Origin of the sequence: Promicromonospora sp. NPDC050249 (genome assembly GCF_040656015.1) — a bacterium.
Lineage (GTDB): Bacteria > Actinomycetota > Actinomycetes > Actinomycetales > Cellulomonadaceae > Promicromonospora.
In genome coordinates this window covers 1-26,426 of sequence record NZ_JBFAKY010000044.1, presented here as the reverse complement: position 1 = coordinate 26,426, position 26,426 = coordinate 1, and the positions used below count along the sequence as shown (strand labels likewise).

Sequence of the window (26,426 nt, the reverse complement as noted above, 5' to 3'; positions counted from 1 at the left end):
CGCACAGATACCCAGCACTCGACGGTCCGCGGGTCAGAGGGGCGAGACCTCGTCCACGCCCGGGAGGGTGTTCGTCGTGGCCAGACGGCGGTACCAGTGCGCGGAGTCCTTCCAGGTGCGCTCCAGCGTGTCGTAGTCGACCCGGATGATGCCGAAGCGACGGTCGTACCCGTAGGCCCACTCGAAGTTGTCGAGCAGCGACCAGGCGAAGTAGCCGCGCACGTCCACGCCCTTGTCGCGGGCCTGACCGAGCGCCTCGACGTGGTCGTGCAGGTACGCGACCCGGTCGACGTCGTGCACGCGTGCCACGCCGTCCTCTGTCACCACCGTGTCCTCGAACGCCGCGCCGTTCTCCGTGACCATGAGCGGCTGGTCCGGGTAGGAGTCGCGCAGCGAGACCAGCAGCTCGGTGAGGCCCGCGGGCTCGATGTTCCAGCCCATGGCGGTGTACGGACCGGGCTGCGGCAGGAACTCGACGTCGTCGGCCGCGGGCCAGGGCGTGCCGGCGGAGTCCTTGTGCCCGTCTGCCTGCTGGCGCTCGCCCTCGCCGGCGAAATGACGCACCCGTGCCGTCGAGTAGTAGTTGACGCCCAGCACGTCGAGCGGCTGCTTGGTGATCTCCAGGTCGCCGTCGAGCACGAACGACCAGTCGGTGACCGATGCGGTGTTCTCCAGCAGGTCCGCCGGGTAGACGCCCTCCAGCACCGGCGCCAGGAACGCCCTGTTGGCCAGCGCGTCGACCTTGCGGACGGCGCCCAGGTCGGCCTCGGACGAGGGGTCGTCCGGCCGGAACACGTGCAGGTTCAGCGTGATCGACGTCTTGGCGGCGTCGCCGAGCACCTCGCGGATCTGCTGGACCGCGAGCCCGTGCGCCAGGTTCAGGTGGTGCACGGCCTGGAGCGCGGCCAGGTCCTCCGTCCGGCCCGGCGCGTGCACGCCAGAGCCGTAGCCCAGGTACGCCGTGCACCACGGCTCGTTGAGCGTGGTCCAGACGTCGATGCGGTCACCGAGCTCCTCGGCCATCTTCCGGGCATACCGCGCGAAGGCGTAGGCCGTCTCGCGGTTGGTCCAGCCGCCGGCGTCCTCGAGCTCCTGGGGCAGGTCCCAGTGGTAGAGCGTGACGACGGGCTTGACGCCCGCGGCGATGAGCCCGTCCACGAGGTCCGAGTAGAACCGGATGCCCTCGGCGTTGAACTCGCCGGAGCCGCCCGGCTGCACCCGCGGCCACGCGATGGAGAACCGGTAGGCGCCGAGCCCCAGGTTCTTGATGTGCTCGACGTCCTCCTGCCACCGGTGGAAGTGGTCGTCCGCGACGTCGCCCGTGTCGCCGTTCAGCGTCTTGCCGGGCGTGTGCGAGAACGTGTCCCAGATGGACGGGCCGCGCCCGCCCTCGGTCGCACCACCCTCGATCTGGTACGACGCCGTCGCGGATCCCCAGAGAAACTCCGGGGGAAAACTCCGTGCACTCACAGTGCCACCTCTCCCGGGCCGGTGGCCCGTGCTGTCCGTCCTTCGTACTCGACGCCCCACTCGCCGGGGGCGTCCTCACTGGTCACCTGCACGACGCCGGACGCGTACCGCACGCGGAACGTCGCGGGGGCGCCGGTGCCGCCGGGTACCACTACCTCTTCGTCGAACCCCTCGGGCAGACGGGTGCAGCGTAACGTCACGCCCTCGGCCCAGGCGTAGTCGGGCCGGTCGTCGCGAGCGCCGACGGGCAGCACCGTGCCGGGCCGGACGAAGAGCGGGAGGCTGTCGAAGCCGTGCTCCTCTGTGACCCAGCGCGGCCCGGTGACGGTAGGCGCCAGGCCGGCCGCCGCGGCGTCGGGCAGGCGGGTCCACTCGCCCTCCGGCAGGTAGTACTCCGCGCGCGACTCGTGAAAGACGGGAGCCACGAGCAGCGACGGCCCCAGCATGTACTGGGTGTCGACGGCGGCGGCAGTCCGGTCCTCCGGGAACTGGAGCACCATGGGGCGCATGACGGGCATGCCCTCCTCGGCGGCCACGTGGCCGAGACGCCCGAGGTACGGCATGAGCCGCAGCTTCAGCTTCGTGAACTTGCGGGTGACGTCGACCGCCTCGTCGTCGAAGGCCCACGGCACGCGGTAGGAGCTGGACCCGTGCAGCCGCGAGTGGGAGGACAGCAGGCCGAACGCCACCCAGCGCTTGAAGACCGCCGGGTCGGGCGTGCCCTCGAAGCCGCCGATGTCGTGGCTCCAGTAGCCGAACCCGGACAGCGACAGCGACAGGCCGCCACGCAGGGACTCCGCCATCGAGACGAAGGTGGACTCGCAGTCGCCGCCCCAGTGCACAGGGAAGGCCTGCGTGCCCGCGGTCGCGGACCGCGCGAACAGCACTGCCTCGCCGTGCCCGCGCTCCTCCTCGAGCAGGTCGAAGACCGTCTTGTTGAACAGCGCGGTGTAGTAGTTGTGCATGCGCTGCGGGTCCGACCCGTCGTGCCAGACGACGTCGGTGGGGATGCGCTCCCCGAAGTCCGTCTTGAAGGCGTCGACGCCCTGGCCCAGGAGCACGCGTAGCTTGTCCTGGTACCACGCGGCGGCGTCGGGGTTGGTGAAGTCGACGAGGCCCATGCCTGCCTGCCACTTGTCCCACTGCCATACATCGCCCTCGGAGGTGGTGACCAGGTAGCCCTTCTCCTGGCCCTCACGGAACAGGTGCGAACGCTGGGCGATGTACGGGTTGATCCACACGCAGACCTTCAGGCCCTTGTCGTGCAGCCGGGCCAGCATGCCCTCGGGGTCCGGGAACGTCGCCGGGTCCCACACGAAGTCGCACCAGTGGAACTGCCGCATCCAGAAGCAGTCGAAGTGGAAGACCGAGAGCGGGATGTCCCGCTCGGCCATGCCGTCGATGAAGCTGTTGACGGTCTCCTCGTCGTAGCTCGTGGTGAACGACGTCGACAGCCACAGCCCGTACGACCAGGCGGGAACGACCGCGGGCCGCCCGGTCAGGGCCGTGTACCGGCGCAGGATGTCGGCGGGCGTGGGGCCGTGGATGACGAAGTACTGGAGCGACTGACCGGCCACCGAGAACTGGGTGCGGCTGACCACCTCGGACCCGACCTCGAACGAGACCCGCTCGGGGTGGGCCACGAACACGCCGTACCCACGGTCGGTCAGGTAGAACGGCACGTTCTTGTAGGCCTGCTCGCTCGCGGTGCCGCCGTCCTCGTTCCAGATGTCGACGCTCTGGCCGTTCTTGACGAACGCCCCGAACCGCTCGCCCAGGCCGTAGACGTGCTCGCCCACGCCCAGCGCGAGCTGCTCGTGCACGAAGTCGCCGTCGGGCGTGCTCGCGATGCCGATGCTCCGGTCCGACGACGAGGTGAGCACCTCGCCGTCGGCGATGAAGTCGACGTGCCACGGGCCGTCGGTGGCGACGCGCGCGGTGAGGGCGCCGGACGTGAGCTCGGCGGGGCCGGACTCGGGCACGACAACCTTGACCGCGCCGGGCTCCGCGTTGATCCCGAAGCGCGGGCCGGGGTCGCGGCGGCCCTGGTGGTGCTCGATGCGCACGCCGATGACGTCGTCCGCCGGAGCGTTGAACGTGACCGTCACGACCGGGCGGTTCAGGGTGTCGCCGCGCTTGGTGATCGGCGCGGTGGGCGCGTAGACCGTCATGGTCTCGTCGCCGACCTCGACCGAGTCGACGTCCTGGGGACGGAGCATCTCGACGCCGGGGCGCAGCTGCCAGTAGCCGTCGGTGAATCTCATGGCTGGGGCCTCACTCGTCTTTGTAGGGCAGAGGAATTCGTGGTGTGGAGCGCAGTCACTTGACCGCCCCGGCGGTCACGCCCCGGGTGAGGGTGCGCTGGAAGATGAGGAAGAACACGACAGCGGGTACGAGAGAGACGAGCGAGCCCGCGTTGATCGTCGGCGCATCCATCATGCGATCGCCCTGCAGCGACGCCAGGGCGATGGGGATGGTCTGGGTGTCGTTGCTGGTCAGCATGACCAGCGGGATGAAGAACTCGTTCCAGGTCCAGATGAAGAAGAAGATCATCAGGACCGAGAGCGTCGGCCGCACGATCGGGAAGACGACCTGCCAGAGGATGCGCCACCGGCTCGCGCCGTCGAGCGCCGCGGCCTCCAGCAGTGCGGGCGGGAAGGTGCCGAGCACCGAGGAGAGCAGATAGGTGCCGAACGCCGACTGGATGACGGTGAAGATGATGATCACCGACCACTGCGAGTTCGACAGGCCCACCGACTGCGCCATGGTGAACAGCGGGTAGATCAGCGCCTCCTGCGGCAGCATGTTCGCCAGCAGGAACAGCGCGACGATCCACAGCCGCCCCTTCACCCGGCCGATGCCTATCGCGTACGCGTTGAGCAGGGACAGCAGCGCCCCCAGCACAGCCACGACGGCCGAGATGAACACCGAGTTCCAGAGCTTCACCGGGAACTCGGTGCGCTCCCAGAACGCCACCACCCCGTCGAGGTAGAGCGAGGACGGCCACGACAGCGGCCCGTTCGCCGCGTAGTCCTGCGGCGACTTGAAGGCGTTCAGCACCATGATCCCGAACGGCGCGAGGACCGCGAGGCCCACGAGCACCGCGGCGGCCAGCACGAGCCAGCGCCCGGCGCCACGGCGGTATCGGGAGTCGACGGCGGTGGTGCGTACCTGCGCGGGCCGCGTGGGCGGTCGCACGTCCGTTGCGACAGCCATGTCAGATCCCCTCCCTCTCACGTCGTTCGGCCCGGTTCTGCAGGCCGAGGATGACCACGGCGACGACGACGATCACGAGGGTCAGCACGGTGGCGATCGCCGAGCCGTAGCCGACCTGGGACTTGTCGAAGAAGCTCAGGTACGAGTAGTAGCTGGGCACGAGGGTCGAGCTCTCGGGCCCGCCGCGCGTCAGCACGTAGATGGGCCCGAACACCTTGAGCGCCGCGACCGTGCAGGTCAGCGTGACCACGAAGGTCTCAGGCCGGATCTGGGGCACCGTGATGGCCCGGAACCGGTCCCACCAGCCGGCGCCGTCGAGCTCCGCCGCCTCGTAGAGCTCCGGGTCCACCCGCTGCAGCGCCGCCATGAAGATGACCACGGGGTAGCCCATCTGGACCCAGATCAGCACGAGCATCACCGACGGCAGCGCCGTGGTGGGATCCCCGAGCCAGTTGGGCGGCGAGGCGAAGCCCATCCCGCGCAGGATCTCGTTCAGCGCACCGGTCTGGGAGTTCAGGATCCAGTTCCAGAGCACACCCGCCACCGCGACCGGCAGGATCTGCGGCAGGTAGTAGGTGGCCCGCAGCACCGAGGAGACCTGCGCGCCGAACCGCCGTCCGAGGTAGTCGAACAGCACCGCGGCGAGCACCAGCCCGAGGAGCGTCGGAACCAGGACCATCGCGACGATCATCGCCAGCGAGTTGCCGAACGACGTCCAGAACTTGTCGTCGGCCAGCAGGTCCGCGTAGTTGCCCAGCCCGTTCCAGCGCAGCGGCGCCATGCCACCGCGCCACTTGAACAGGCTGAAGTACACGTTCGTCAGGAGCGGGTACCCGATCACCACGGCGAACGCGATCGCCCCTGGTAGCAGGTACGGCAGGTACGCCACCCACTCCGGCCGACGACGGCGGCGTGTGCCGCCCTGCGCTCGCGGGCCACCGGAGGCCCGCGAGCGCCGTTCGGTCAGGGTGCTGTCAGCCATCGAGCAGATCGGCCTTGCCCTCGTCGTACGAGCTCTGGAGCCCGTCCAGCACCTCGTCCGGCGTCTTGGACCGGTTGACCAGTGACTGCAGCTCGCTGACGATCACGTCGTAGTAGCCGGCCACGGGCCAGTCGGGGTAGAACGCCAGGCCGTCCGCGTCGAGGATCGCCTGGAAGTTCTCGGTCAGCTCGCGCGTGCGCTCGTCCTCGATGACGGAGGCGTCGCCCGCCACGGGCAGGCCGCCCTCGGCGGCGAGCACGTTCTGCACCTCCGGCCGGAGCGTGATGTCGATGAACTCCTCGGCGAGGCTCGGGGAGTCGGCGTTGGCCGGGACCACCCAGAGGTTGCCCGACGAACCCGTGTGCAGCGTGTTGCCCGGGAAGTTGAACTGGCCCCAGTCGGCCTCGACCTCGGTCGCGAGGCGGCCGAACCACCAGGACCCGCTGACCATGAGCGGGTAGGTGCCGTCGATGAACGAGACGCCCATGTCCTCGGCGGTGAGCGCGGCCGAGTCGGAGGCGATGTAGCCCTTCTCGATCCACTCGTCGAGCTTCTCCGTGGCCTGGGTCATCGCATCGTTGTGGAAGTCGACATCGTTTGCGAAGAGCTGGTAGTCGTCCACCAGGGCGCGGTCTCCGTAGGCGAGGACGAGCTCGTACCAGAGCTGGCCGAGCGGGTACTCGGCGCCGGCCTCGGCCAGCGGCGTGATGCCCTCCTTCTTGAAGGCGGCCAGTACGTCCTCGAACTCGTCGAGGTTCGTCGGCACCTCCAGCCCGTGCTCGGCGAACATGTCCTTGTTGTAGTAGACGCCGACGAACTCGCCGTAGTTGGGCACCCCGTACCACTCGCCGGAGCCCATGCGGCCCTGCTCGTCGTACGTGGCGGTGGTGGCGAGGGACCCGGTGAGCTTCTCGTCCCAGCCGCGTTCGGTGGCGGCGTCTGTCAGCGGTGTCAGCAGACCCTGGGCCGCGAGCTGGCCCGCCGTCGCGTTGCCCTTGTTGAACTCCATGACGTCGGGCACGTCGTCGCCGGTGAGCACGATCTTGGCGTTCTTCTGGATCTGCTCGAACGTCTGCTTCTCGACGTCGACGGTGACGTCGGGGTTCTCCTCCTCGAAGATCTTGATGGCCTCGGCCCAGGCCTTGCCCATCGCCGAGTCCTCGTTCTCGTAGTGCCAGATCGTCAGCGTGCTGTCGTCGGTGTCGCCACCGCCACCGCTCTGACCGGTGCAGCCGGTCAGGGCCAGCGCACCGGCCATCGCGGCGGCCACGGCAGTCATGGTCCGCTTCTGCTTCATCGCATCTCCTTGGTTCGCTGAGCCGTCAGTGGCTGTGGTCGAGCAGGGACAGGACGTCGTCCGCCACGGTGTCGAGGTACCACGTGGTACCTCGACACCGTGGCGGACGGCGGAGCATGGTCCTCGGCATCCTTACCCTCTCGGCCGCGTCCAGACTCCCGCGTCTGGATCGTCGAAGCGTTTCAACACGCTAACCCTAGGCGCTCACTCGTGTCCAGTGCCACCTTCGAGGCAATTGGACTAGGATTCCATCGAAGCGCTTACCTGGCATACGGCACACTGGTGTGCTCGGTGCCGACGCGCACCGCCTGCCACCGCACAGGGCACTGCGGTACCGATCCGAGAGGAGCACCGTGGCTACGATCGACGACGTCGCCAAGGCGGCGGGGGTATCGACCTCTACCGTGTCCTACGTGCTGTCCGGCAAGCGGCCGATCTCCGCGCCGACACGCGCCCGCGTGGAACGCGCGATCGACAAGCTCGGCTACCGGCCGCATGCCGGGGCGCGGGCGCTGGCCTCGTCCCGCACCAACGTCATAGCTCTCATGGCACCCCTGCGGGTGGGCGTGAGCGTGCCCGTCATCATGCAGTTCGTCGCAGGTGTCGTGACCCGTGCGCGGGAGTTCGACCACGACGTCCTCCTCCTCACCCAGGACGACGTGAGCGGCCTCGACCGGGTGACCAGCGGCTCCATGGTGGACGCCCTGGTCATGATGGACATCGAGGCGGACGACCCGCGTGTCCCGCTCGTGGCGGCCGCCAAGCAGCCGACGGTGCTCATCGGCCTGCCGCAGGACCCCGAAGGCCTCAGCTGTGTCGACCTCGACTTCGAGGCCGCCGGCCGGCTCGCCGTCCGCCACCTCGTGAAGACCGGCCACACCGACATCGCGCTGATCGGCTCGCCGCCCGAGGTGCTGCGGCGCCACACCGCGTTCGCCGAGCGGCTGATGCGCGGCCTGCGCGACCAGGCCAAGAGCTCTGGCGTGACGGCCAGGGTGGAGGCGTGCGACTCGACGCCGGCGGGCGCCTCCGAGGCGGTGGACACGCTGCTGGCCACCGCCCCGGAGACCACGGGGATCATCGTCCACAACGAGGGGGCGCTCCCCCATGTCCTGGCTCGGCTGGCCGAGCGCGGCGCCGTGGTCGGCACCGACATGTCCGTGGTGGCGGTGTGCCCCACGGACGTCGCCCTGTCCCAGCGGATCCCCATGACCAGCATCGACCTGCCCGCCGAGGACATCGGCAGGGTGGCCGTCGACATGGTGATGACCCGCCTCGGGGGCGAGCAGCCGTCCGAGACGAGACTGCTCGCCCCCGTGCTCACCGAGCGCGAGAGCTCGGCGTACGGGCCCGCCGCCGTGCACGACTGACGGCGGGCGCCCCTGATCCACCGTCACCCCTTGATGGCCCCGAAGAGCACGCCCTTGGTGAAGTGCCGCTGCACCATCGGGTACACCACGAGGATCGGGATGATCGCCAGCACCATCACCGCCATCTTGACGGGCAGCCCGGTCACGGCGCCGTCATCGACGTCGACCTGACCCACACCGCTGCCCGGCAGGGTCACCCCCTGCAGCACGTAGGACCGGAGCACCAGCTGCAGCGGCCACTTCGCGTTGTCGTTGATGTAGAGCATCGCGTTGAAGAACGCGTTCCAGTAGCCGACGCCGTAGAACAGCGCGACGACCGCCACCACCGCCTTCGACATGGGCAGGACTATCTGGCCGAGGATGCGCCAGTCGCCGGCGCCGTCGATCCGGGCGGCGTCGGTGATGGACCGGTCGATGCCCATGAAGAACGCCCGCAGGATCAGCACGTTGAACGCGCTGACGGCCCCCGGGAGGATGAGCGACCAGTAGCTGTCGATCAGCCCCAGGTTGCTCACCAGCAGGTACGTCGGGATCATCCCCGCACCGAAGAACATGGTGATGAGGAAGAGGAACAGCAGGGGCCGGTGGGCGAAGGAGCCCGGCCGGCTGAGCCCGTAGGCCGCGAGCACGGACACCGTGGTGGAGAGCACTGTGCCCACCGCCGTGATGCCGATGCTGACGATCGTGGCGCGCGTGACGATCCCGCCGGACAGGATCTGGCCGTACGCGGCGAACGACAGGCTGCCGGGCACGATCACCAGGCCACCGGACCGGGTGATGTCAGCCTGCGAGGAGAAGCTGGTGAGCACCACCGTGTACAGGGGGAACAGCACCGTCAGCACGATGACCAGCAGCGCCACCCCCTTGACGACGAGCCCCAGCGGGTTGGGGTCCTCCTCCCAGACCGGGCGGTGCTTGCCGCGCAGCAGGGCGCGGTAGCGGCCGTTGCGGCGCAGCGGTTGCCTCGGCACCGCTCGCTCAGGAGCTTTTTCGGATTGGATCGTCATGCGCGCTGATACACCCCCGCCTCGCCCACGAGATGGGCGAGCTTGTTGGCTCCGAGGACGAGGGCGAGCGAGACCAGACCCTTGACGAGCCCCGCGGCCGCCGCGAAGGCCCAGTCGCCGTTCACGACGCCCTGGTAGTAGACGAATGTGTCGAGGACCTCCGCGACGTCGGCCCCGACCGCGCCACGCTGGAGGATGAGCTGCTCGAACCCGACCGTGAGCGAGTCACCGAGGCGCAGGATCAGGAGCAGGATGATGACGGGCCGCATCGCGGGGAGGGTCACGTGCCACATGCGGCGCCACCGGCCCGCACCGTCCATCACGGACGCCTCGTAGAGCTGGGTGTCCACGGTGGCGAGCGCCGCGAGGAAGATGATGATCCCCCAGCCGGCGTCCTTCCAGACCGACTGCGCGGTGATGAGCAGCAGGAACGTATCCGGGTTGGTCATCAGGTCGAAGCCCGAGTACCCCGCCTCACGCAGCCGGCTCGCCACCACCCCGGCACCGCCGAAGATCTGCTGGAAGATCGTCACGACGATCACCCAGGAGAAGAAGTGCGGCAGGTACACGATCGACTGGATCGTCGTACGCAGGCTGGGCGTCAGCACGCTGTTCAGCAGCAGCGCCAGCACGATCGGCACCGGGAAGAAGAACACGAGCTGGAACGCGGTGATGATCAGCGTGTTCGCCACCGAGTCGAGGAACAGCGGGTTGGTGAAGACGCGCGCGAAGTTGGCCCATCCCACGAACGGGCTGTCGCGGATCCCGACGTACGGCGAGTAGTCCTGCCAGGCCACCACGTTGCCGGCCATCGGGACGTAGGCGAACACCGCAAGGAGCAGCACCGCCGGTGCCACCATGATCAGCAGCGAGCGGTCCCGCCGCATCCGCGTGGTCCAGGAGATCTTGCGAGGAGTAGGACCGTCCGTGCGGGCGGTCACCGTGCGCGCGGAGGTATCGGCGCTCACTTCTTGTCCAGGATTTCCTGGTAGAAGGCGCGCAGTTCCTCACCGCCGGAGCTGCTCCACGTCGCTACCGCTTCGTCGAGGTCCGCCATGGTCTTGCGCCCGCGCGAGATGTCCTTCTCGAGGTCCTCGAACGGCGCCTTGAGCGCGGCGTACTGGGCCGGCTCCGAGATCTGCATGCCGTAGAAGGGGTCCTCGACCAGGTACTTGGCGGCGTCTGCCTGCCAGGTGCAGTACGCCTCCACGAACCCGGGGTACTGCACCTTGGTCTGCACCACCGGCGGGTCGACCAGGAAGATGTAGGACTGCGCCACCTCCGTCGCCGCCTTCTCGGTCGGCACCGGCAGGCCGTTCTCGTCGAGGGTGTAGTGCGTGCCCTCCACGCCGTAGTTGATGAGCTGGTACTCCTCGGTCCCGAACGGCGAGGCCAGGAAGTCCGCCACCGCGAGCAGCTCCTCGATCTTCGCCGGGTCCTCGTTCTTCTTGAGGAACGAGAAGATGTTGGCCGGGGCGCCCTTCCACAGCACCGGCTCCCCGCCGTCGGCGGCGAAGAACGGGAACGGCCGCTGGTCGTAGTCCGGGTTGGTCGCCTGCATCCGGCCCAGCGCCTCGTGCCAGCCGCCCACGCCGTCCGTGCTGATCAGGACCGCGCCGGACTCGAAGTTCGGCTTCGCCATCTCCGGGCGGTCGGCGACGGCGTCGGGGTGCACGGCACCCGACTCGTACAGCTTGATCTGCCACTCGAGGGCGGCCCGGTACTCCTCGGTCTCGATCCGGTGGATCAGCTTGCCGGCGTCGTCCAGCTTCCAGCGGTCGGTCGGCACCACCCCGAACATGATGTTCGCCCCGACCCACATGTCGTTCGCGCCCCAGCGGTTCTTGCTCGGGTCGGTGACCTCCTTGGCCAGCTCGAGCACGTCGTCGGCGGTGGTGGGCGCGGCCTCGATGCCCAGCTCGGCGAAGAGGTCGGCCCGGTGGAAGATCGCGTTGGTGATGCCCTCGCCCGGGAACGGCAGGGCGTAGAGCTTGTCGTTGAACACGCCGAACCGCCATGCGTCGGTCGGCAGGTTGGCGAGGTTCTTGTACTTCTTCACCTTGTCGCCGGCGAGGAAGGGGGTGAGGTCCTGGAACAGGGCCTCGACCGCCTGGCCGAACCGCGGCGGGATGTTCCACGTGGGCACGCACACCCAGTCGGGGACGTCCTTGGCCGACGCGAGCACGGCGGCGAGCTTGTCGCCGTAGGTGTTCCCGTCCGAGATCTGGAACTTGATGGTGGTCCCGAGGGCCTCGTTCATGGCGTCGAAGTACTCGTTGCCGCGCGTGGAGGGGATCGTGCTCCACAGCGGCGTCATGGCCGTGTAGGTGCCGCCCGACCCGGGGGGCGCCTCGAAGGCGGTGACGAGCTCCTCAGGGATGCTGGCGTAGCCGGCGGTGGAGCCGTTGACGCTGGGGAAGTCGGGCTTCACGTACTCGATCGGCACGTAGGTGGGGAGGTTCCCTGCGGTCACGACCCCCGGTTCCGCCACGGGCCCGCCGCCACCGGTGGTGCACCCGGTGAGCAGGGACGGTACGCCGATGACGCCGGCGCCGACCGCCAGGAAGCCGAGGAACGACCGGCGGTCCAGCTGGCCGGTCAGCAGAGATGCTGTCATGGTCTTTCACTCCTTTGTGGACAGCTCGGCACATCAGCGTGCCCGGGCAACGACGGAGAAGCGTGATCAAATGTCGAAGCGCTTCGACCTCCGTCGACGTCAGCACAGTAAGCCATGAGTGGGAAGGGAGGCAATGGCCTGTCAAGTTCCCGACGCGATCCCCCACCCTGCCACCCGCCACTCCCCTCCCGCGAGTCCGAGCCGAATGCCTCGATCGCTCGGACGCCGGGCGACGTTCGTTGCCGAACCGTGAACGTTTGGTCATTGCACGGCAAGGTGAGCGTCTGGTATTAATGTCGAAGCGCTTCGACGTGCTGGGCTTCCAGCCCGTCATGCGCGGCACGAAGACGTGCCCGACTCACGAGGGAGTGACAGGTGAGCCTCACCCAGGGAGCGCGGCCGGAGGTGCTCGGCGCGGGCACCACGGCGGGCGTCGGACCAGCCGGTACGAGCAAGGGCCGTGATCGCGGCCGACGTCGCGAGCCGCCGTCCCACGGCAAGAGCTCGAGAACGATGTTCCTCGTCATCCTGCCGTTCCTCGTGCTCGCGTTCGTGTTCTCCTACCTGCCGCTGCTCGGCTGGGTGACCGCGTTCTACGACTACAAGCCGGCCCTCGGCCTGGGCGGCAGCGAGTTCGTCGGGCTGCAGTGGTTCGAGATCCTGGTCTCGTCCGAGACGCAGCTGCAGCAGATCGGCCAGGTCATGGCGAACACCCTCGCCATGAGCTTCCTGGGCATCGCCACGTCACTGTTGCCGGTCTTCTTCGCGATGCTGCTCAACGAGATCCGTGCCTCGTGGTTCCGGAACGCGGTGCAGACGCTCACGACGCTCCCGAACTTCATCTCGTGGGTACTCGTGTACATGATCGCGTTCTCGCTGTTCTCGTCATCGGGGCTGGTCAACACCACGCTGCACGACTGGGGCCTGATCACCGTCCCGATGAAGTTCCTGGACACCGACCAGCACGTCTGGCTGACCATGCTCGCCTGGAGCCTGTGGAAGGGGCTGGGCTGGGGCGCGATCCTGTATCTCGCAGCCATCGCGGGCATCGACCAGTCGCTGTACGAGTCGGCGCGCATCGACGGCGCCAGCCGGTTCCAGCTCATGCGCTACATCACGTTCCCGCAGCTCATGCCGACCTACGTGGTGCTGCTGGTCCTCTCCATCGCCAACATCCTGAACAACGGCATGGAGCAGTTCTACGTCTTCCAGAACGCCTTCAACAGGGAGCACATCCAGGTGCTCGACCTGTACGTCTACAACATCGGCATGACGGGGAACAGCCTGTCGATGGCGACGGTACTCAGCATGCTCAAGAGCGTCGTCTCGCTCGCACTGCTGCTCGCCGCCAACGCGATCGCCAAGCGCGCCCGCGGGTCGTCGATCATCTAGGAAAGGACCGACGTCGTGAAGACCACGGACATTGGGCCCCAATGGCGCCGTACCCGGGGGGACATCCCCTTCGCCCTCGTCAACTACGGAGGCTTCCTGCTCTTCGCGCTGGTGTGCGGCTACCCGTTCTACTACCTGATCATCAACTCGATCAGCGCGAACGACGTCAGCGCGCTCGGTGACGTGCGCCTGCTGCCGACAGGGATCCACTTCGAGAACTACAGCCAGATGCTCGGGCTACCAGGGCTGACGAGCGCGGCGATGGTCTCGATCGCACGTACCGTCATCGGCACCGGCGCCACGGTCCTCGCGTCGGCGTTCCTCGGCTTCATGTTCACCCAGGAGCGCCTGCGGCACCGCTCGCTCTGGTACCGGCTGATCATCTTCACGATGTACTTCAACGCCGGCCTCATCCCGGTGTACGTGACGATCCATACGCTCGGGCTGACCAACAACTTCTGGGTCTACATCCTCCCGGCGATCGTGCAGCCCTTCAACATCATCCTCGTCAAGACGTACGTGGAGTCGCTGCCGCAGTCGCTGCAGGAGGCCGCCGAGATCGACGGTGCCGGGGTCGTGACGGTCTTCTTCCGGATCATCCTGCCGAACATGACGCCGATCCTCGCGACGGTGGCGATCTTCTCGGCGGTGGCCCAGTGGAACTCGTTCCAGGACACGCTGCTGTACGTCACTGACCAGAAGCTCTACCCGCTGCAGTACACCCTCTACACCTACCTCAACCAGGCCAACAGCCTGGCTACCGCGGCACAGAACGCTCAGGGCAACCTCGGCGCGATCGTCTCCGCCGCCACGACGCAGACGCCGACGTCGATCCGCATGACCGTGGCCGTGATCGTGGTGCTGCCCATCATCTTCGTCTACCCGCTGTTCCAGCGGTACTTCGTCAAGGGCATCATGCTCGGCGCGGTCAAGGGCTGACCGCTTTTCCATGAATACACAAAGGAGTGTCATGAGATCTCACAAGGCCATAGCGATGATGGTGGCTCCGCTGCTGGGGATACTCTCCCTCGCGGCCTGCACGCCGTCGGGACCGGACGACGCCGAGGTGGCGTCGCTCGACCAGGACTGGTCGGCGGCCGAGCCGATCACGATCGACGTCTTCTCCGTCCCGGCCAACTACCAGGGCACCCAAGGTGGGTGGTTCGGCAAGATCGTCAAGGACAAGTTCAACATGGAGCTGAACATCATCGCCCCGAACGTCGCGGGCGGCGGTGACACGCTCTACAACACCCGTGTCGCGGGCGGTGAGCTCGGCGACCTCGTCATCGTCGGCAAGGGCAAGCAGATCGACGAGCTGGTCGAGGGCGGCCTGGTGCTCGACGCGGCGCCGTACTACGAGTCCATGGAGAACGTGCCGGCGTATGACCCGGCCGTCCAAAAGATCAACGAGGGCAAGGAGGGCATCTACGGGTTCCCCTCCTCGGTCTCCACGCTCAAGCCGACCGAGCCGGCCGCGAACATCGACCCGACGTTCGGGCCCTTCCTGCGTTGGGACTACTACGCAGAGCTCGGCTACCCGGAGATCAACACCCTCGAGGATCTCCTGCCGGTGCTCAAGGACATGCAGGACGCCCACCCGAAGGCCGACAACGGCAAGCCCACCTACGCCATGTCCCTGTTCAAGGACTGGGACGGCAACATGATGGTGATGGCCAAGCAGCCGACGACGCTCTACGGCTACGACGAGATGGGCTTCGTGCTCGCCAAGGCCGACGGCTCGGACTACCAGAGCATCGTCGACTCCGACTCGGAGTACGTGCGCACGCTGAAGTTCTACAACGAGGCGAACCAGCTGGGCCTCGTCGACCCCGAGTCGACCACCCAGAACTACGACACGATGTTCGCCAAGTACCAGGCCGGGCAGGTGCTGTCGTCCTGGTGGCCGTGGCTGGGCCAGTCGGCCTACAACACCGAGCAGAACATGGCTGACGGCAAGGGCTTCCAGCTCGTGCCGATGCAGGACCAGGAGATCTTCACGTACGGCGCCGAGGCGTACGGCGGCGGGCTGGTCTACGGGATCGGCTCGAAGGCCGAGGACCCGGCGCGCATCGCGGCGTTCATCGACTGGCTCTACTCGCCCGAGGGCGTCCAGGTCACCTCCTCCGACACCATGGGTGCCGCCGGTCCCAAGGGTCTGACCTGGGAGGACGGACCCGATGGGCCGGTGCTGACCGACTTCGGCCGCCAGGCCATCCTCGAGGGCGACGGCGACGTGCCCGCCGAGTGGGGCGGCGGCAAGTACAAGGACGGCGGCTCGGCGCTCAACGTGTCGGCGGTGTCACCCGCCCAGGAGGACCCGAACACGGGCCTCCCGTACAACTACAAGTCCTGGCCCAGCTACCAGGAGACCGTCGCCAACCCGCTGACGGACGACTGGAGCGAGCACATGGGCGGCGCCAGGACGACCGTGGAGTACCTGGAGAAGAACGACCAGATGCTCGTGGCGCCGGGATCCGGCTACACCGCCCCGACCGACGCCTCCGAGATCGAGGCGGCCCGCAACCAGGCGAAGGCCAGCATCGTCGAGTACTCCTGGAAGATGGCCTTCGCCAAGGACGACGCCGAGTTCGACTCCCTGCTCGCAGAGATGCAGGAGACGGTGAACGGCCTGGGCTACGAGAAGGTACTCGAGGTCGACATGGCCAACGCGAAGGCGCAGAACGAAGCCCGCGTCGCGGTCGCCGAAGACCTCGGCTGAACCTGATCCCGAGGGGTAGCGAACAGAGCCCCCGCTGACGAGTTGTCAGCGGGGGCTCTGTGCGCGGCTCTCTCGGGCTACTCGCCGGAGTGCGGGTCCACCGGGTCGAGCGCCGTGGGATCGCCGCCGCGCCGCCGGAAGACGCTGTGGAGCACGAACCCGTCCACGTACGCACCCACCGAGAACCCGATGGTCACCACGAGCGCCACGAACGGCGGGTACACGTACATCAGGCTCACCGTGACAGCCGGCCGCAGCAGCAGGGCGATGGTGCGCAGCGGCTCGGCGAGCGGCAGCAGCAGGGCGTTGCGCACTGTGCGGCCCAGCGGGTCGGCGTACCGCGCGACCAGCGCCAGGCCGTACAGCAGCGCGGCCACCAGATAGGCGACCAGCAGCACCGCTACCGTGCCGACGGCGGTCCCGAGGGCGCTACCGAGCGCCAGCCAGAAGGCCGCGGCGAAGCCCACCATCGCGGCCGGCACACCGAGCAGCAGCCCGACGGCGGTGCCCCGCCACAGGTTGCGACGGAGACCGACGAGGAAGCCCCGGATCAGGTAACCCCGTTCCTCGTCGGCGTACCGCAGCGCCACCTCGTAGAGCGCTGCGGTCGCCGCCCCCGCCGTCACCACCGGTACGCAGGCCACGATGTACAGCACGTTGAGCGCGACGAACTGCAGGAACGTCGTCAGTCCCTGCGCGCTGCGGCTGTCGGGATCGACCCTCATGGCTGCGCCCTCATTGCTGCGTCCTCATTGCTGCGTCCTCATCCAGTGATCCTCACCCGGTCGGGTCCGTGACGGTCAGCTCGCCGCGTACCGGCAGGTCCACGCTCGACGCCCCGGCCGCCACGGCATAGGTAGCGGCAGGGACCCGGAGGTCGCCGTCGAGCAGGCCCGGCGCGCCGTCCGTCGTCGCCGCCTCGTGCCACAGCGCGAGACGCGCGGTGTCGAAAGGCACGGCCACCGACGCCGTCTCGCCCGGTTCGAGCCGGACGCGACGGTAGCCGAGCAGCAGCCGCACCGGCGACTCGGTGCCGGAGGCCCCGAGCGAGTACACCTGCACCAGCTCCTCGGCGGGCCGCGTACCGGTGTTGCGCACCGCGACGGTAGCGGTCACGACGCCCTGGCCGGCCGGGTCGCGGGGCGTCAGCGGCGCGTGGTCGCGGGTCGGCGCGGGTGCCGCGACCTCGGCCGCGGAGAGCGACAACCCCTCGTAGGAGACCGACGAGTAGGTGAGGCCGTGACCGAAGGCGAAGGCGGGAACGCCTGCCTCGCCCGCCGGCAGGTGCCGGTAGGTGACCTGCTGGCGACGCGTGTCGTAGTCGAAGAGGTCGCCCGCCTGCTCCGGGCGTGCGGGCCACGTCTGGGCAAGCCGCCCGGACGGCTCGACGGCGCCGGTCAGCACGTCCGCCAGGGCGTGCCCGAGCTCCTGCCCGCCGTGGCTGCTCCACACCACGGTGGGGGCGTCGGCGACGCCCGGGCCGAGCACGTACGGGTAGCTCGACACGATGGTCAGCACTGCGCGGGGGTTGGCCTCGACGGCCGCGCGCCACGTCTCCACCGCCGCGTCGGGCAGCCACAGGTCGGGCCGGTCCTTCGTCTCGCGACCGTTCAGGTGGGGGTCGTTCCCGACCGCGACGACGACGGCGTCGCACGAGGCCGCCGCCTGGGCCACCCGGGCCGCGCCGGACTCGAGCACGCGGGCCGTGAACCGCTCGGCGTCGGCGAGCGTGTGTCCTTCGGCGCACACCAGGCCGGTGTCGCGCTGCACACGCACCCAGCGGCCGGAGCCGAGGTGCAGCAGGGACCACGAGCCGTCGTCGTGCACGTGCTTGCGAAAGCTCTCCTGGACCTCCCAGCCACCCACCCGCTCGGCGTCCGCGCGCATCGGGTAGGCACCTCCGGTGAGCAGGCGGCCAGAGGCGCCAGAACGCAGCGTCAGCACACCCCCGCCCCAGTCCGTGACGGACAGGTGCGCGCCCTTGCCTGCCGTGGCCGAGTCGGCGACGACCGCGGTGCCGTCCTCCGTGACGGAGACGTACCGCCCGTTCGCCGCACGCAGGGCGACGACGTCGGCGCCGTCGGCCACCACCACACGGTCCGCGCCGAACGCGGCGCGCAGGCCGTCCGCCGGGGTGACCGCGTAGGGCGGTGTGCCCGAGTACCAGTCGGTGAGCACCGCCTCGGCAAGGGGTCCGACGACGGCGACCGAGCCCGTCGCGGACAGCGGCAGCAGACCATCGGAGTTACGCAGCACGACGACGGAGCGGGCTGCCGACTCCCGCGCGAGCGCGCGGTGCTCGGGCAGGTCGATCTGGTCCGCCGTGATGCCCGAGTACGGGTCGGCGTCGCCGTCGAGCTCGCCGCTGCGCAGGCGGAGCTCGAGCATGCGCAGCACGGAGCGGTCGACCTCCTCCATGGTGAGCAGGCCGCGGTCGAGGGCCTCCTGGAGGCGCTGGATGGTGGGGGCCGAGTCGGCGTCGTCGTCGGTGAACGAGTCGACGCCTGCGCGGACCAGCGCGGCGTTGCCGGACGCGCGGTCCGCCGCGGCGCGCTGCACGTTCACCACGAACATCGGGGCGGCGGCGTCGGAGACGAGTGCGACCGAGTCGTCGGTCCAGGACCGCAGCTCGGCGAAGAGCTCGGTCTGCAAGTGGGCCGGGGTGCCGTTGACCTGGTTGTACGCCGGCATGACGCCAGCGGCCACGCCCTTCTCGATCGGCTCGCGGAAGGCGGGGAGCTCCTCCTCGTGCAGCGTGACCGGCGTGAGGTTCGAGCTCGTCGAGGACCGGTCGGTCTCGTTGTTGTACGCGAGGAAGTGCTTGAGGGTCGGCGTGGTCTTCCACACCCGCTCGTGGTCCCCGCGCAGGCCGCGGCAGTAGGCGGTGGCGAGGTGGGCGGTGAGGTGCGGGTCCTCGGAGTACCCCTCCTCGTTGCGGCCCCAGGCCGGGTGGCGCAGCGTGTTCACGACCGGCGCCCAGACGTTCAGGCTCACCGACGGGTCCGCCACGTGCTTGGCGCGAACCTCGGTGGAGACGATCTCGCCGACCCGGCGGACGAGCTCGGGGTCCCAGGTCGCGGCCAGGCCGACCGGCTGCGGGAACACCGTCGCACGCCCGAGCCAGGCGACGCCGTGCAGGGCCTCGCACCCGGTGTGGAACGCGCCCAGGCCCAGCCGGTCGACGACCGGCTGGTGCTGGTGCAGCATCGCCAGCCGCTCCTCCGGGGTGAGCGAGGCGAGCAGGTCGCGAGCGCGCTCGGACACGGGCAGCGCGGGATCGCGGAAGGGGGGCACGTCCATGGGTTCCTCCTTAGGGTGCCGCGGCGGTGCGGCCGGGTGTGCGGCTGAGGCACGGTGGGGCGACGCGCTGCCGACAGAACGTCGAAGCGCTTCGATGGACGGTACCCGGCGGAGGGCGGCGAGCGCTACCCGCTCGTCGAAAGTCAGGAACGTCGACGGTGCCTCTCGGTGGACGCTCGGTGGGCTGTCGGTGGGCTACGCGAGCGCCGCGTGCTCACGGTCGAGGACCGCGTAGACCACCTCGTTGGACCAGACGCCGTCGCGCAGGTCGTTCTCCAGGAGGTGAGCCTCGAGGCGCATGCCGAGCCGCTCGGCCACACGGACGGAGGCGACGTTCTCCTCGTCGATCCGCGCGTACACGCGGTGAAAGCCGTACGTGGTGAAGGCGAGCTCCAGAGTGGCGCGGGCGGCCTCGGTCGCGAGACCCCGCCCGCTGACGTCGGGGTGCAGGGCGTAACCGAGCTCGGCCTGCCGCGCGCCGGCCGCCCACTTGAGCATGGCTTCGCCGACGACGTCGCCGTCGGCCTCGATCGCCAGCACCAGCACGTCGCCCACCTCCTCGAACGGCGCTGTCGACCAGGTGCTGAGCTTCGCCTGAGCCGTGGGCAGGTCCCACGGCGGCTGGTACATGAACCGCACGACCTCGGCACGCGAGCGCCAGCGGAGGAATGCCTCAGCGTCGGCGGGGGCTACCGGGCGGAGCCGGAGGCGTTCGGTGGCCAGTGGCCACTCGGGGGCGGCAGGTGCTGCGGAAGCCGGTACGGCAGGTCTGGGGACAGGCAGCGAAGAAGGCACGGTCCGACCGTAGCGCGCGGCAACGACCGTGCCACCGGTATTACCCCGGCGAACTTCGGATCGGATTCGGCTCCGGCGAGTCGTGGTTCAGCGCGCCTCGAACGGCACGGTCGCCCAGCCGTCGGGCATGGTGCGGGCCTGCCACGACGGGTCGGGCGCCCAGTCGGCCCAGGCCTTGTCCCACCAGAGCTCACCGGCGTCGAGCAGGCGGGCGATCCGGTCGCCCTCGGCGCGGATCTGCTCCATGCGTCCGGGATAGCGCGCCGGCCCGGTCTCCTCGAACTCGACGACGTCCTTGAACTCGTAGGTCTCGGCGTCGGCGGCCCACCAGACGTCGAGCTCGTGGTCGAGCGTGTCGAAGCCGATGGGGGTGCGGCGGGGCGCGTCCTCGAGGTTGAAGTACCAGCCCTGGAAGGCGCGCTGAGGACCGTCCCAGAACAGGAAGATCGAGTGCTCGACCCCCGTCCAGTGCAGCTCGAGCCGGCCGTGGCCACGCCAGCTCGTGCTGCCCGCGAGCTTCCAGGGATGCTCCCCCACCGGGAACGCGCCGGTCTCGGGATACACCATCGGGGTGCCGCCGGGGGTGTAGGTGACGAGCAGGTCGCCGTCGTCCTGGACGCACACCTGCGGCATCGCGATCCACGGTTCGCCGCGCATGATCTCGCGGCGCACCACTGTCTGGCCGGGCTGGAACACAGGCGTCATGCCCGGCACGTTAACAAAGGTCGGTTACGGCCCGGCGACATCGGCGTCAACTCCGTGGCGGTTGCGCGCGATCCAGTCCACACCGAAGTCCACGAGCGTCCGCTGGTCCATGAGCCGGGTGGCGGCGGACCCTACCCGCCCCAGGGTGACCGCGCCGGTCTCCTCGAACGCGGCGCCGAGCCGGTCGAAGTCGTCCTCGCCCGTGACGAGGTCCGTCCAGGTCACCCAGCGGCTCGTGCCGTCGCCGTCGCTGATCGCCGCACCCGTCTCTGCCATCGGAGGCGACGGCTGGCGGCGCTCGGCGAGATGCAGGGACGTGTTGGAGTCGTGGCCGCAGCCGAGGAGCAGGACCTTGCCGCCGAGCCGGTAGACCGCGCCGATCGGTGACCTCTCGCCGTGGGACTCGGCGAGGTCGTGCTCCGCGACCACGTCCTGGGCCTGCGCGCCGAGCGCGGCGCACGACACGTGCGGATGTGCGCTGCGCACGGCGCCGGGCCAGGTCCGGACGGCTTCGGGCAGGACGCCGACCCAGCGGCTGGGGGTGCGGGCGGGATCGAACCCTGGCGTGTCGGACCGGAGCACGGGCCACCACGACTCGGGGACCGGCGGGTTCTGCCAGCCTGCCGGGTCGGTGTTCTCCGACGTGTGGGTCGGGACGACGATCGTGCCCTCAGGACCCACGGCCGTCAGCAGCGCGTCCACCACCGCCTGCGGGCCGCCCGCCACGAAGCCGAGGCGCCGCATCGACGAGTGCACCAGGAGCACGTCCCCCGGGACCACACCCAGCGCCAGCAGGTCATTCGTCAATGTCGCCGCGGTATGCGGCAGAGCCTGGTCCATGCGGCGACGGTAGCGCTGCCGCCGAACCACCCGCACGACAATTCCCGAGGCCGCCACCACGTCAGGGGCTGACCACAGCAGCCGCTGCCGGATCCGGGGCCTCTCTGGCAGCAGCCGCTGTGCTCAATGCCCTACGGGTCAGCCGACGTCGACGCCCTGACGCAGGACCCGGAGGGGGAGCAGCGCCGCGTCCGTGACCAGGACGTCGGCGCGGGCGCCGGGGGCCAGGCTGCCGACCTCGCCGGTCAGGCCGAGGACTCGCGCGGGCACGGCCGTCGCGGAGCGCACGGCGTCGACCAGCGGGACGCCGCCGGCCAGGGCGAGCCGCACGACGTCGATCAGGTGCGCGGTGCCGCCGGCGATCGGCCCCTCTCCCCCGGCCTCCTGGCTCCCCTCCTCCGGGACGACCCGCGCTACGCCGTCGAGCACCTCCACGGACATGGGTCCCAGCTCGTAGCGGCCGTCGGCGACGCCTGCCGCCGCCATCGCGTCGGTGACCAGCACCACCTGGTCCGGTCCCACCATGTCGAACACCGAGCGGACCGTCGCCGGGTCGAGGTGCACGCCGTCGCCGATGAGCTCGACGACCATGTCGCCGCGGGCGGCGGCCGCCAGGCAGGCCGCGATGGGGCCGGGCCGGCGATGGTGCAGCGGCCGCATCCCGTTGAACAGGTGCGTCGCGGTCATGGGTCCGAGGGGGCTGCCCGCGGCGGCCAGCGCGGCAGTCACCTGGGCGATCAGGGCCTCGGCCTGCTCGGTGCTCCCATCGGTGTGGCCGAGCGAGGGCAGCACGCCCGCCTCGACCAGCGCCTCCGCGACGCCGCCGGGACCGGTCACGCCGGGCACCTCGGGTGCGATGGTCATCGTGCGCAGGTACCCGCGGGCGGCCTCGGCCAGGTCCCTGACCAGGTCTACGCTGCCTTCTTGCAGGTCAGCCGGGTTGTGTGCGCCCCTGCGGTGGTACGAGAGGAACGGCCCCTCCGCGTGCAGGCCCTCGATCTCGCCCGCGACGGCGAGCTCTGCCAGCACCGACGCGCGCTCCAGCAGCACCTCCGGCCGGGCCGTCACGAGCGATGCGAGCAGGGTGGTGGTGCCGTGGCGACGGTGTTCCAGCACGCCAGCCAGTGCCTCTTCGGCGGTGGTCACGTCCGGGAACGAGACTCCGCCCCCGCCGTGGTTGTGCAGGTCCACGAGACCGGGCAGCAGATACGTCTCTGGGGCGGGCTGCACGGTCTCGACGGCGGGGCCGTACCCGGTCGCCAGGGCGTCGGACACCGAGCCCGCGAACGTGACGCGGCCGCCCGAGGCGACGACGACGCCGTCGTCCACCACCGCGGAGGGCTGGACCAGGCGACCGCGCACCACCAGTGCACCGGAATCAGTCATGCGGACATCCTGCCAGGGTTGACAGGCCGCTTTTCGCCTGGCAATGATCCACCTGTTCATCGAAGCGCTTCGCCTCTCGCGAGGACGCTCACCGCACGTCAAGGAAGATGTGAATGATGCGTATGCCGTGCTGGCCGTTGCCACGTTCTCGCAGGTCCGAGCCGGCTGAACGATGACAGCCACCCTTCCCCACCAGGCGCTCGGCAGGACCGGGCTGCTCGTGCCCTCGGTAGTGCTCGGGACGTCCGGTATCGGACGCCGGCTCGACGATGCCGGGGCTACCGCCCTGCTGCGCGCCGCGGCGACCGCCGGATGGCGCACGTGGGACACGAGCAACGAGTACGGCGACGCCGAGGCGTACATCGGGTCGGCTCTCGCCGGGCTCGGCGGTCCGGTGCAGGTGTTCACCAAGGTGGACCCGCTGCCCGGGTCCGGCGACTTCTCGGGCGACCGCGTGCGCGCGTCCGTCGCCGAGTCCCGCGAGCGCCTGGGTCTCGACCGGCTGCCGCTGGTGCACTTCCACGACCCGGAGCGCATGACGTTCGCCGACGCCGTGGCGCCCGACGGTCCGGTCCGTGCCCTGCTCGAGCTGCGCGAGGCGGGCGTGATCGAGCACCTCGGGGTGGCCGGCGGGCCGATCGGACTGCTGCGGCAGTACGTACGCACGGGCGAGTTCGAGGCGGTCGTGACGCACAACCGCCTCACGCTCCTGGACCGGTCGGCAGAGACGCTGCTGGACGACTGCGCCGACCGCGGCGTGGGCGTCCTCAACGCCGCCCCGTTCGGCGGCGGCGCTCTCGCCGACGACGACGGACCCGTGCGGCACTATCACTACCGCGGCGTCGACGACGTGCAGCGGGACGCGATCCTGCGGATCCGCGGCATCGCGCGTGCGGCGGGCGTCCCCGTGGGCGCGCTCGCGCTCCGGACCGGTGACCGTGACCCGCGCGTCGCGGGGACGATCGTCGGCGTGACGAGCGCCGCCCAGCTCGCCCAGGTCACCGCGTGGGCGGACGCCGAGGTGCCGGACGACGTCTGGCCAGAGCTCGACGCCGCGCTGCCCGACCCGGCCCACTGGGCCGGGGAGCTCGGCCGCTGACCGGCCCTGCTGACCTGCCCTGCTGACCTGCCCAGCTGACCTGCCTGCTGATCCAGCACCTGACGACCCGACGATCCACCGACCTGAGGACGACCAATGACGGTTCCCTTCGTACCCGACCGCCTGCTCTTCGGCGGCGACTACAACCCCGAGCAGTGGCCGCGGGAAGTCTGGACCGAGGACATGGCGCTCATGCGCCGAGCAGGCGTGAACACCGTGACGATCGGGGTGTTCTCGTGGGCCGCGATCGAGCCTCGTGAAGGACAGTTCGAGCCGGGCTGGCTGGACGACGTCGTCGCGCTCCTCGACGCGAACGAGATCGGGTTCTTCCTCGCGACCCCGACCGCGTCCCCGCCGCCGTGGTTCACCAGGGCGCACCCGGACGCGCTGCCCGTACGGGCCGACGGGACCTACGTCTCCCACGGCTCGCGGGACACCTACGCGATCAGCGCGCCCGCCTACCGCCAGGCCGCGCGCCGCGTCGCGCGGTTCCTCGCCGAGCGGTACGGCGCGCACCCGCGCCTCCGCGGCTGGCACGTGCACAACGAGTACGGCACGGTCGACCACGGCCCGCACGCGGCGGCGGCCTTCCGGCGGTGGCTCCGGAAGCGGTACGCAACGCTCGACGCGCTGAACGACGCCTGGTACACGGCGTTCTGGTCCCAGCGGTACGACGACTGGGAAGAGATCCTGCCGCCGCGCACGACGCAGTACCTGGCCAACCCCGCCCACGCGGTGGACTTCAAGCGGTTCTGCTCGGACGAGATGCTGGCGGCCTGCGTCGAGCAGCGGGACGAGATCCGCGCGACCGGCTCGACGGCTCCGGTCACGACGAACTTCATGCAGCCCACCTGGGACCACCTCAACCAGTGGGACTGGAGCGAACAGCTGGACCTCGCCTCCGTCGACCACTATCTCGACACGACCGGCCCGGACGGAGAGGCCCACGTCGCGTATGGCGCCGACCTCACCCGCTCGTGGGGCGGCGGTCCCTGGCTGCTCATGGAGCAGAGCGCCTCCGGCATCCGGGACGGCGCCCGGCAGGCCTTCAAGGACCCCGGCCGGATGCTGCGCAACTCCCTCGGCTACGTCGCGCGCGGCTCCCAGGGTGCGCTGTTCTTCCAGTGGCGCGCCTCGGCCGGCGGCTCCGAGACGTGGCACAGCGCGATGGTGCCGCACGTCGGCCCGGAGAGCCGGACGTTCGAGGGCGTCGTCGAGCTCGGGTCGCTCCTCGGCCGTCTCCAGGAGATCGCGGAGCCGCCGCAGGACGGACCAGTGGTCGAGGCCGACGTCGCCATCCTGTGGGACGCGAACGGCCGGTGGTCGCTCCAGACGCCGCACCTGCCGAACGACGACCTCGACTACACCGCAGAGGTCCGTGCGACGCACCGCGCCCTGTGGCGGGCCGGGGTCGCCGTCGACTTCGTGCGGCCCGGCGCCGACGCCGCTCGCTACCGGGTGCTGTTCGTCCCGACCCTCATGGCGATGGACTCCGGCACCGTCGAGTGGCTCACCCGGTACGTCGAGGCGGGCGGGCATCTCGTCGTCGGGCGGTTCACCGGGATCGCGGACGAGCACCAGCGAGTGGTCTCCGGCGGCTACCCGGGCCGGTTGCGGGACCTCCTGGGCGTCCGGGTCACCGAGCACCACCCGCTCGACCCGGCAGAGACCCAGGAGCTCAGCGACGGGTCGACCGTCGACCAGTGGACCGAGCGGATGGATCCGCCGGCAGCGGAGGTGCTCGCCACCTACAAGCAGGGCGCACTCGCCGGCCTGCCTGCCGTCACCCGCCGCCGTGTCGGCGACGGCAGCGCCACGTATGTCTCGGCACGGATGGTCCAGGAGTCGTGGGACGCCTTCGTCGCGGCCCGGCTCACGGAGTACGGCGTCGGCCCGGTGGTCCCCGAGGCGGTGGGTACAGGGCTCGAGGCGATCCGACGGCACGGCGCCGCGGGCGCGTACCTCTTCCTGCTGCACCACGGCGACCGGCCCGTCCGGATCACCGGACCGGGACACGACCTCGTCACCGACGCACCGACCGACACCGGGATCGTGGTGCCCGTCGGCGGGTACGCGGTGATCCGGGAGACGCCCGACGCCAAGTGGTCGGTGACGCCCCAGTAGCCCTCACCCGGTGGTCGGGCTCGTCGAGACGCTCACCCCAGATCCGCGGCTGATCTCGATGGTCGCCGCGGCGAGCTTCGTGCCCTGGCTGCTGTTCTCGCTCCCGG

20 protein-coding genes are annotated in these 26,426 nt (G+C 69.8%); 6 read left to right on the top strand and 14 right to left on the bottom strand.

The features are described from left to right. Window positions 1-33: 33 nt before the first annotated feature. From AB0I32_RS24515 to AB0I32_RS24495, 5 genes are read right to left on the bottom strand one after another with little or no spacing between them, the layout of a single operon-like run. Window positions 34-1,470 carry a GH1 family beta-glucosidase gene (locus tag AB0I32_RS24515; RefSeq protein ID WP_357510833.1) on the bottom strand — a complete coding sequence of 479 codons (1,437 nt, stop codon included), beginning with the start codon at window positions 1,468-1,470 and terminating at the stop codon, window positions 34-36. Next, complete coding sequence (yicI, locus tag AB0I32_RS24510) at window positions 1,467-3,734, bottom strand: alpha-xylosidase (RefSeq protein ID WP_357510831.1); 2,268 nt, start codon at window positions 3,732-3,734, stop codon at window positions 1,467-1,469. Before yicI ends, AB0I32_RS24515 begins: the two co-directional genes overlap by 4 nt. 55 nt (window positions 3,735-3,789) lie before the next feature. Next, on the bottom strand, window positions 3,790-4,686 hold the full coding sequence (locus AB0I32_RS24505) for a carbohydrate ABC transporter permease (RefSeq protein ID WP_357510829.1): 897 nt from the start codon (window positions 4,684-4,686) through the stop codon (window positions 3,790-3,792). 1 nt (window position 4,687) lies between these two features. Further along, the gene (locus AB0I32_RS24500; RefSeq protein WP_357510827.1) at window positions 4,688-5,668 is read right to left on the bottom strand and encodes a sugar ABC transporter permease; all 981 of its coding nucleotides are present in this window, start codon (window positions 5,666-5,668) and stop codon (window positions 4,688-4,690) included. Then, complete coding sequence (locus AB0I32_RS24495; protein WP_357510825.1) at window positions 5,661-6,965, bottom strand: extracellular solute-binding protein; 1,305 nt, start codon at window positions 6,963-6,965, stop codon at window positions 5,661-5,663. The genes AB0I32_RS24500 and AB0I32_RS24495 overlap by 8 nt, the downstream gene beginning before the upstream one ends. A 353-nt stretch (window positions 6,966-7,318) precedes the next feature. On the opposite strand from AB0I32_RS24495, the gene AB0I32_RS24490 reads away from it, so the two are divergent. Continuing rightward, window positions 7,319-8,335 (top strand): LacI family DNA-binding transcriptional regulator, encoded by a 1,017-nt coding sequence (locus AB0I32_RS24490; protein ID WP_357510822.1) that lies wholly within the window; start codon window positions 7,319-7,321, stop codon window positions 8,333-8,335. A 23-nt stretch (window positions 8,336-8,358) separates the two neighbouring features. Here the strand turns inward: AB0I32_RS24490 and AB0I32_RS24485 are convergent, their stop codons facing one another. From AB0I32_RS24485 to AB0I32_RS24475, 3 genes are read right to left on the bottom strand one after another with little or no spacing between them, the layout of a single operon-like run. Beyond that, on the bottom strand, window positions 8,359-9,342 hold the full coding sequence (locus tag AB0I32_RS24485; RefSeq protein WP_357510820.1) for a carbohydrate ABC transporter permease: 984 nt from the start codon (window positions 9,340-9,342) through the stop codon (window positions 8,359-8,361). Continuing rightward, window positions 9,339-10,310 (bottom strand): ABC transporter permease subunit, encoded by a 972-nt coding sequence (locus AB0I32_RS24480; protein ID WP_357510818.1) that lies wholly within the window; start codon window positions 10,308-10,310, stop codon window positions 9,339-9,341. Before AB0I32_RS24480 ends, AB0I32_RS24485 begins: the two co-directional genes overlap by 4 nt. Further along, window positions 10,307-11,959: an extracellular solute-binding protein gene (locus AB0I32_RS24475; protein WP_357510816.1), complete on the bottom strand. Its 1,653-nt coding sequence runs from the start codon at window positions 11,957-11,959 to the stop codon at window positions 10,307-10,309. Before AB0I32_RS24475 ends, AB0I32_RS24480 begins: the two co-directional genes overlap by 4 nt. Before the next feature lie 375 nt (window positions 11,960-12,334). Between AB0I32_RS24475 and AB0I32_RS24470 the strand changes: the two genes are divergently transcribed. Genes AB0I32_RS24470 through AB0I32_RS24460 form a run of 3 tightly spaced genes read left to right on the top strand, consistent with a single transcriptional unit; the run spans window position 12,335 to window position 16,070 of the window. After that, complete coding sequence (locus tag AB0I32_RS24470; RefSeq protein WP_357510814.1) at window positions 12,335-13,351, top strand: ABC transporter permease subunit; 1,017 nt, start codon at window positions 12,335-12,337, stop codon at window positions 13,349-13,351. Window positions 13,352-13,366: 15 nt separating this feature from the next. Beyond that, window positions 13,367-14,290 (top strand): carbohydrate ABC transporter permease, encoded by a 924-nt coding sequence (locus AB0I32_RS24465; protein WP_357510812.1) that lies wholly within the window; start codon window positions 13,367-13,369, stop codon window positions 14,288-14,290. A 31-nt stretch (window positions 14,291-14,321) separates the two neighbouring features. Further along, entirely contained in the window at window positions 14,322-16,070 is a 1,749-nt protein-coding gene (locus AB0I32_RS24460) for an ABC transporter substrate-binding protein (protein WP_357510810.1), read from the top strand. A gap of 77 nt (window positions 16,071-16,147) precedes the next feature. On the opposite strand, the gene AB0I32_RS24455 is transcribed toward AB0I32_RS24460, so the two are convergent. From AB0I32_RS24455 to AB0I32_RS24430, 6 genes are all read right to left on the bottom strand, one after another. Next, complete coding sequence (locus AB0I32_RS24455) at window positions 16,148-16,795, bottom strand: DUF624 domain-containing protein (protein ID WP_357510808.1); 648 nt, start codon at window positions 16,793-16,795, stop codon at window positions 16,148-16,150. A gap of 52 nt (window positions 16,796-16,847) precedes the next feature. Beyond that, window positions 16,848-19,370, bottom strand: a complete 2,523-nt coding sequence (locus AB0I32_RS24450; protein ID WP_357510806.1) for a glycoside hydrolase family 3 C-terminal domain-containing protein — start codon at window positions 19,368-19,370, stop codon at window positions 16,848-16,850. A gap of 195 nt (window positions 19,371-19,565) precedes the next feature. After that, window positions 19,566-20,165, bottom strand: a complete 600-nt coding sequence (locus tag AB0I32_RS24445) for a GNAT family N-acetyltransferase (RefSeq protein WP_357510804.1) — start codon at window positions 20,163-20,165, stop codon at window positions 19,566-19,568. A gap of 87 nt (window positions 20,166-20,252) precedes the next feature. Continuing rightward, complete coding sequence (locus AB0I32_RS24440; RefSeq protein WP_357510802.1) at window positions 20,253-20,870, bottom strand: DUF402 domain-containing protein; 618 nt, start codon at window positions 20,868-20,870, stop codon at window positions 20,253-20,255. Between the two features lie 24 nt (window positions 20,871-20,894). Further along, window positions 20,895-21,710 carry an AAC(3) family N-acetyltransferase gene (locus AB0I32_RS24435; RefSeq protein ID WP_357510800.1) on the bottom strand — a complete coding sequence of 272 codons (816 nt, stop codon included), beginning with the start codon at window positions 21,708-21,710 and terminating at the stop codon, window positions 20,895-20,897. A gap of 138 nt (window positions 21,711-21,848) precedes the next feature. Beyond that, window positions 21,849-23,096: an amidohydrolase family protein gene (locus AB0I32_RS24430; protein WP_357510798.1), complete on the bottom strand. Its 1,248-nt coding sequence runs from the start codon at window positions 23,094-23,096 to the stop codon at window positions 21,849-21,851. Window positions 23,097-23,268: 172 nt separating this feature from the next. Here AB0I32_RS24430 and AB0I32_RS24425 point away from each other — a divergent pair, with 172 nt between their 5' ends. Continuing rightward, the gene (locus AB0I32_RS24425; protein WP_357510796.1) at window positions 23,269-24,195 is read left to right on the top strand and encodes an aldo/keto reductase; all 927 of its coding nucleotides are present in this window, start codon (window positions 23,269-23,271) and stop codon (window positions 24,193-24,195) included. Window positions 24,196-24,291: 96 nt separating this feature from the next. Further along, a complete protein-coding gene (locus tag AB0I32_RS24420) occupies window positions 24,292-26,319 on the top strand; it encodes a beta-galactosidase (protein ID WP_357510794.1) in 2,028 nt (675 codons plus the stop codon). Window positions 26,320-26,426 lie beyond the last annotated feature (107 nt).

Bases quoted from the DNA above. Each gene is read 5' to 3' on its own strand.
- AB0I32_RS24460 (WP_357510810.1), top strand. From the start codon at position 14,322: ATGAGATCTCACAAGGCCATAGCGATGATGGTGGCTCCGCTGCTGGGG.
- AB0I32_RS24485 (WP_357510820.1), bottom strand. From the start codon at position 9,342: ATGACGATCCAATCCGAAAAAGCTCCTGAGCGAGCGGTGCCGAGGCAA.
- AB0I32_RS24420 (WP_357510794.1), top strand. From the start codon at position 24,292: ATGACGGTTCCCTTCGTACCCGACCGCCTGCTCTTCGGCGGCGACTAC.
- AB0I32_RS24435 (WP_357510800.1), bottom strand. From the start codon at position 21,710: ATGGACCAGGCTCTGCCGCATACCGCGGCGACATTGACGAATGACCTG.
- AB0I32_RS24475 (WP_357510816.1), bottom strand. From the start codon at position 11,959: ATGACAGCATCTCTGCTGACCGGCCAGCTGGACCGCCGGTCGTTCCTC.
- AB0I32_RS24455 (WP_357510808.1), bottom strand. From the start codon at position 16,795: ATGAGGGTCGATCCCGACAGCCGCAGCGCGCAGGGACTGACGACGTTC.
- AB0I32_RS24450 (WP_357510806.1), bottom strand. From the start codon at position 19,370: ATGGACGTGCCCCCCTTCCGCGATCCCGCGCTGCCCGTGTCCGAGCGC.
- yicI (WP_357510831.1), bottom strand. From the start codon at position 3,734: ATGAGATTCACCGACGGCTACTGGCAGCTGCGCCCCGGCGTCGAGATG.
- AB0I32_RS24495 (WP_357510825.1), bottom strand. From the start codon at position 6,965: ATGAAGCAGAAGCGGACCATGACTGCCGTGGCCGCCGCGATGGCCGGT.
- AB0I32_RS24500 (WP_357510827.1), bottom strand. From the start codon at position 5,668: ATGGCTGACAGCACCCTGACCGAACGGCGCTCGCGGGCCTCCGGTGGC.
- AB0I32_RS24505 (WP_357510829.1), bottom strand. From the start codon at position 4,686: ATGGCTGTCGCAACGGACGTGCGACCGCCCACGCGGCCCGCGCAGGTA.
- AB0I32_RS24430 (WP_357510798.1), bottom strand. From the start codon at position 23,096: ATGACTGATTCCGGTGCACTGGTGGTGCGCGGTCGCCTGGTCCAGCCC.
- AB0I32_RS24440 (WP_357510802.1), bottom strand. From the start codon at position 20,870: ATGACGCCTGTGTTCCAGCCCGGCCAGACAGTGGTGCGCCGCGAGATC.
- AB0I32_RS24425 (WP_357510796.1), top strand. From the start codon at position 23,269: ATGACAGCCACCCTTCCCCACCAGGCGCTCGGCAGGACCGGGCTGCTC.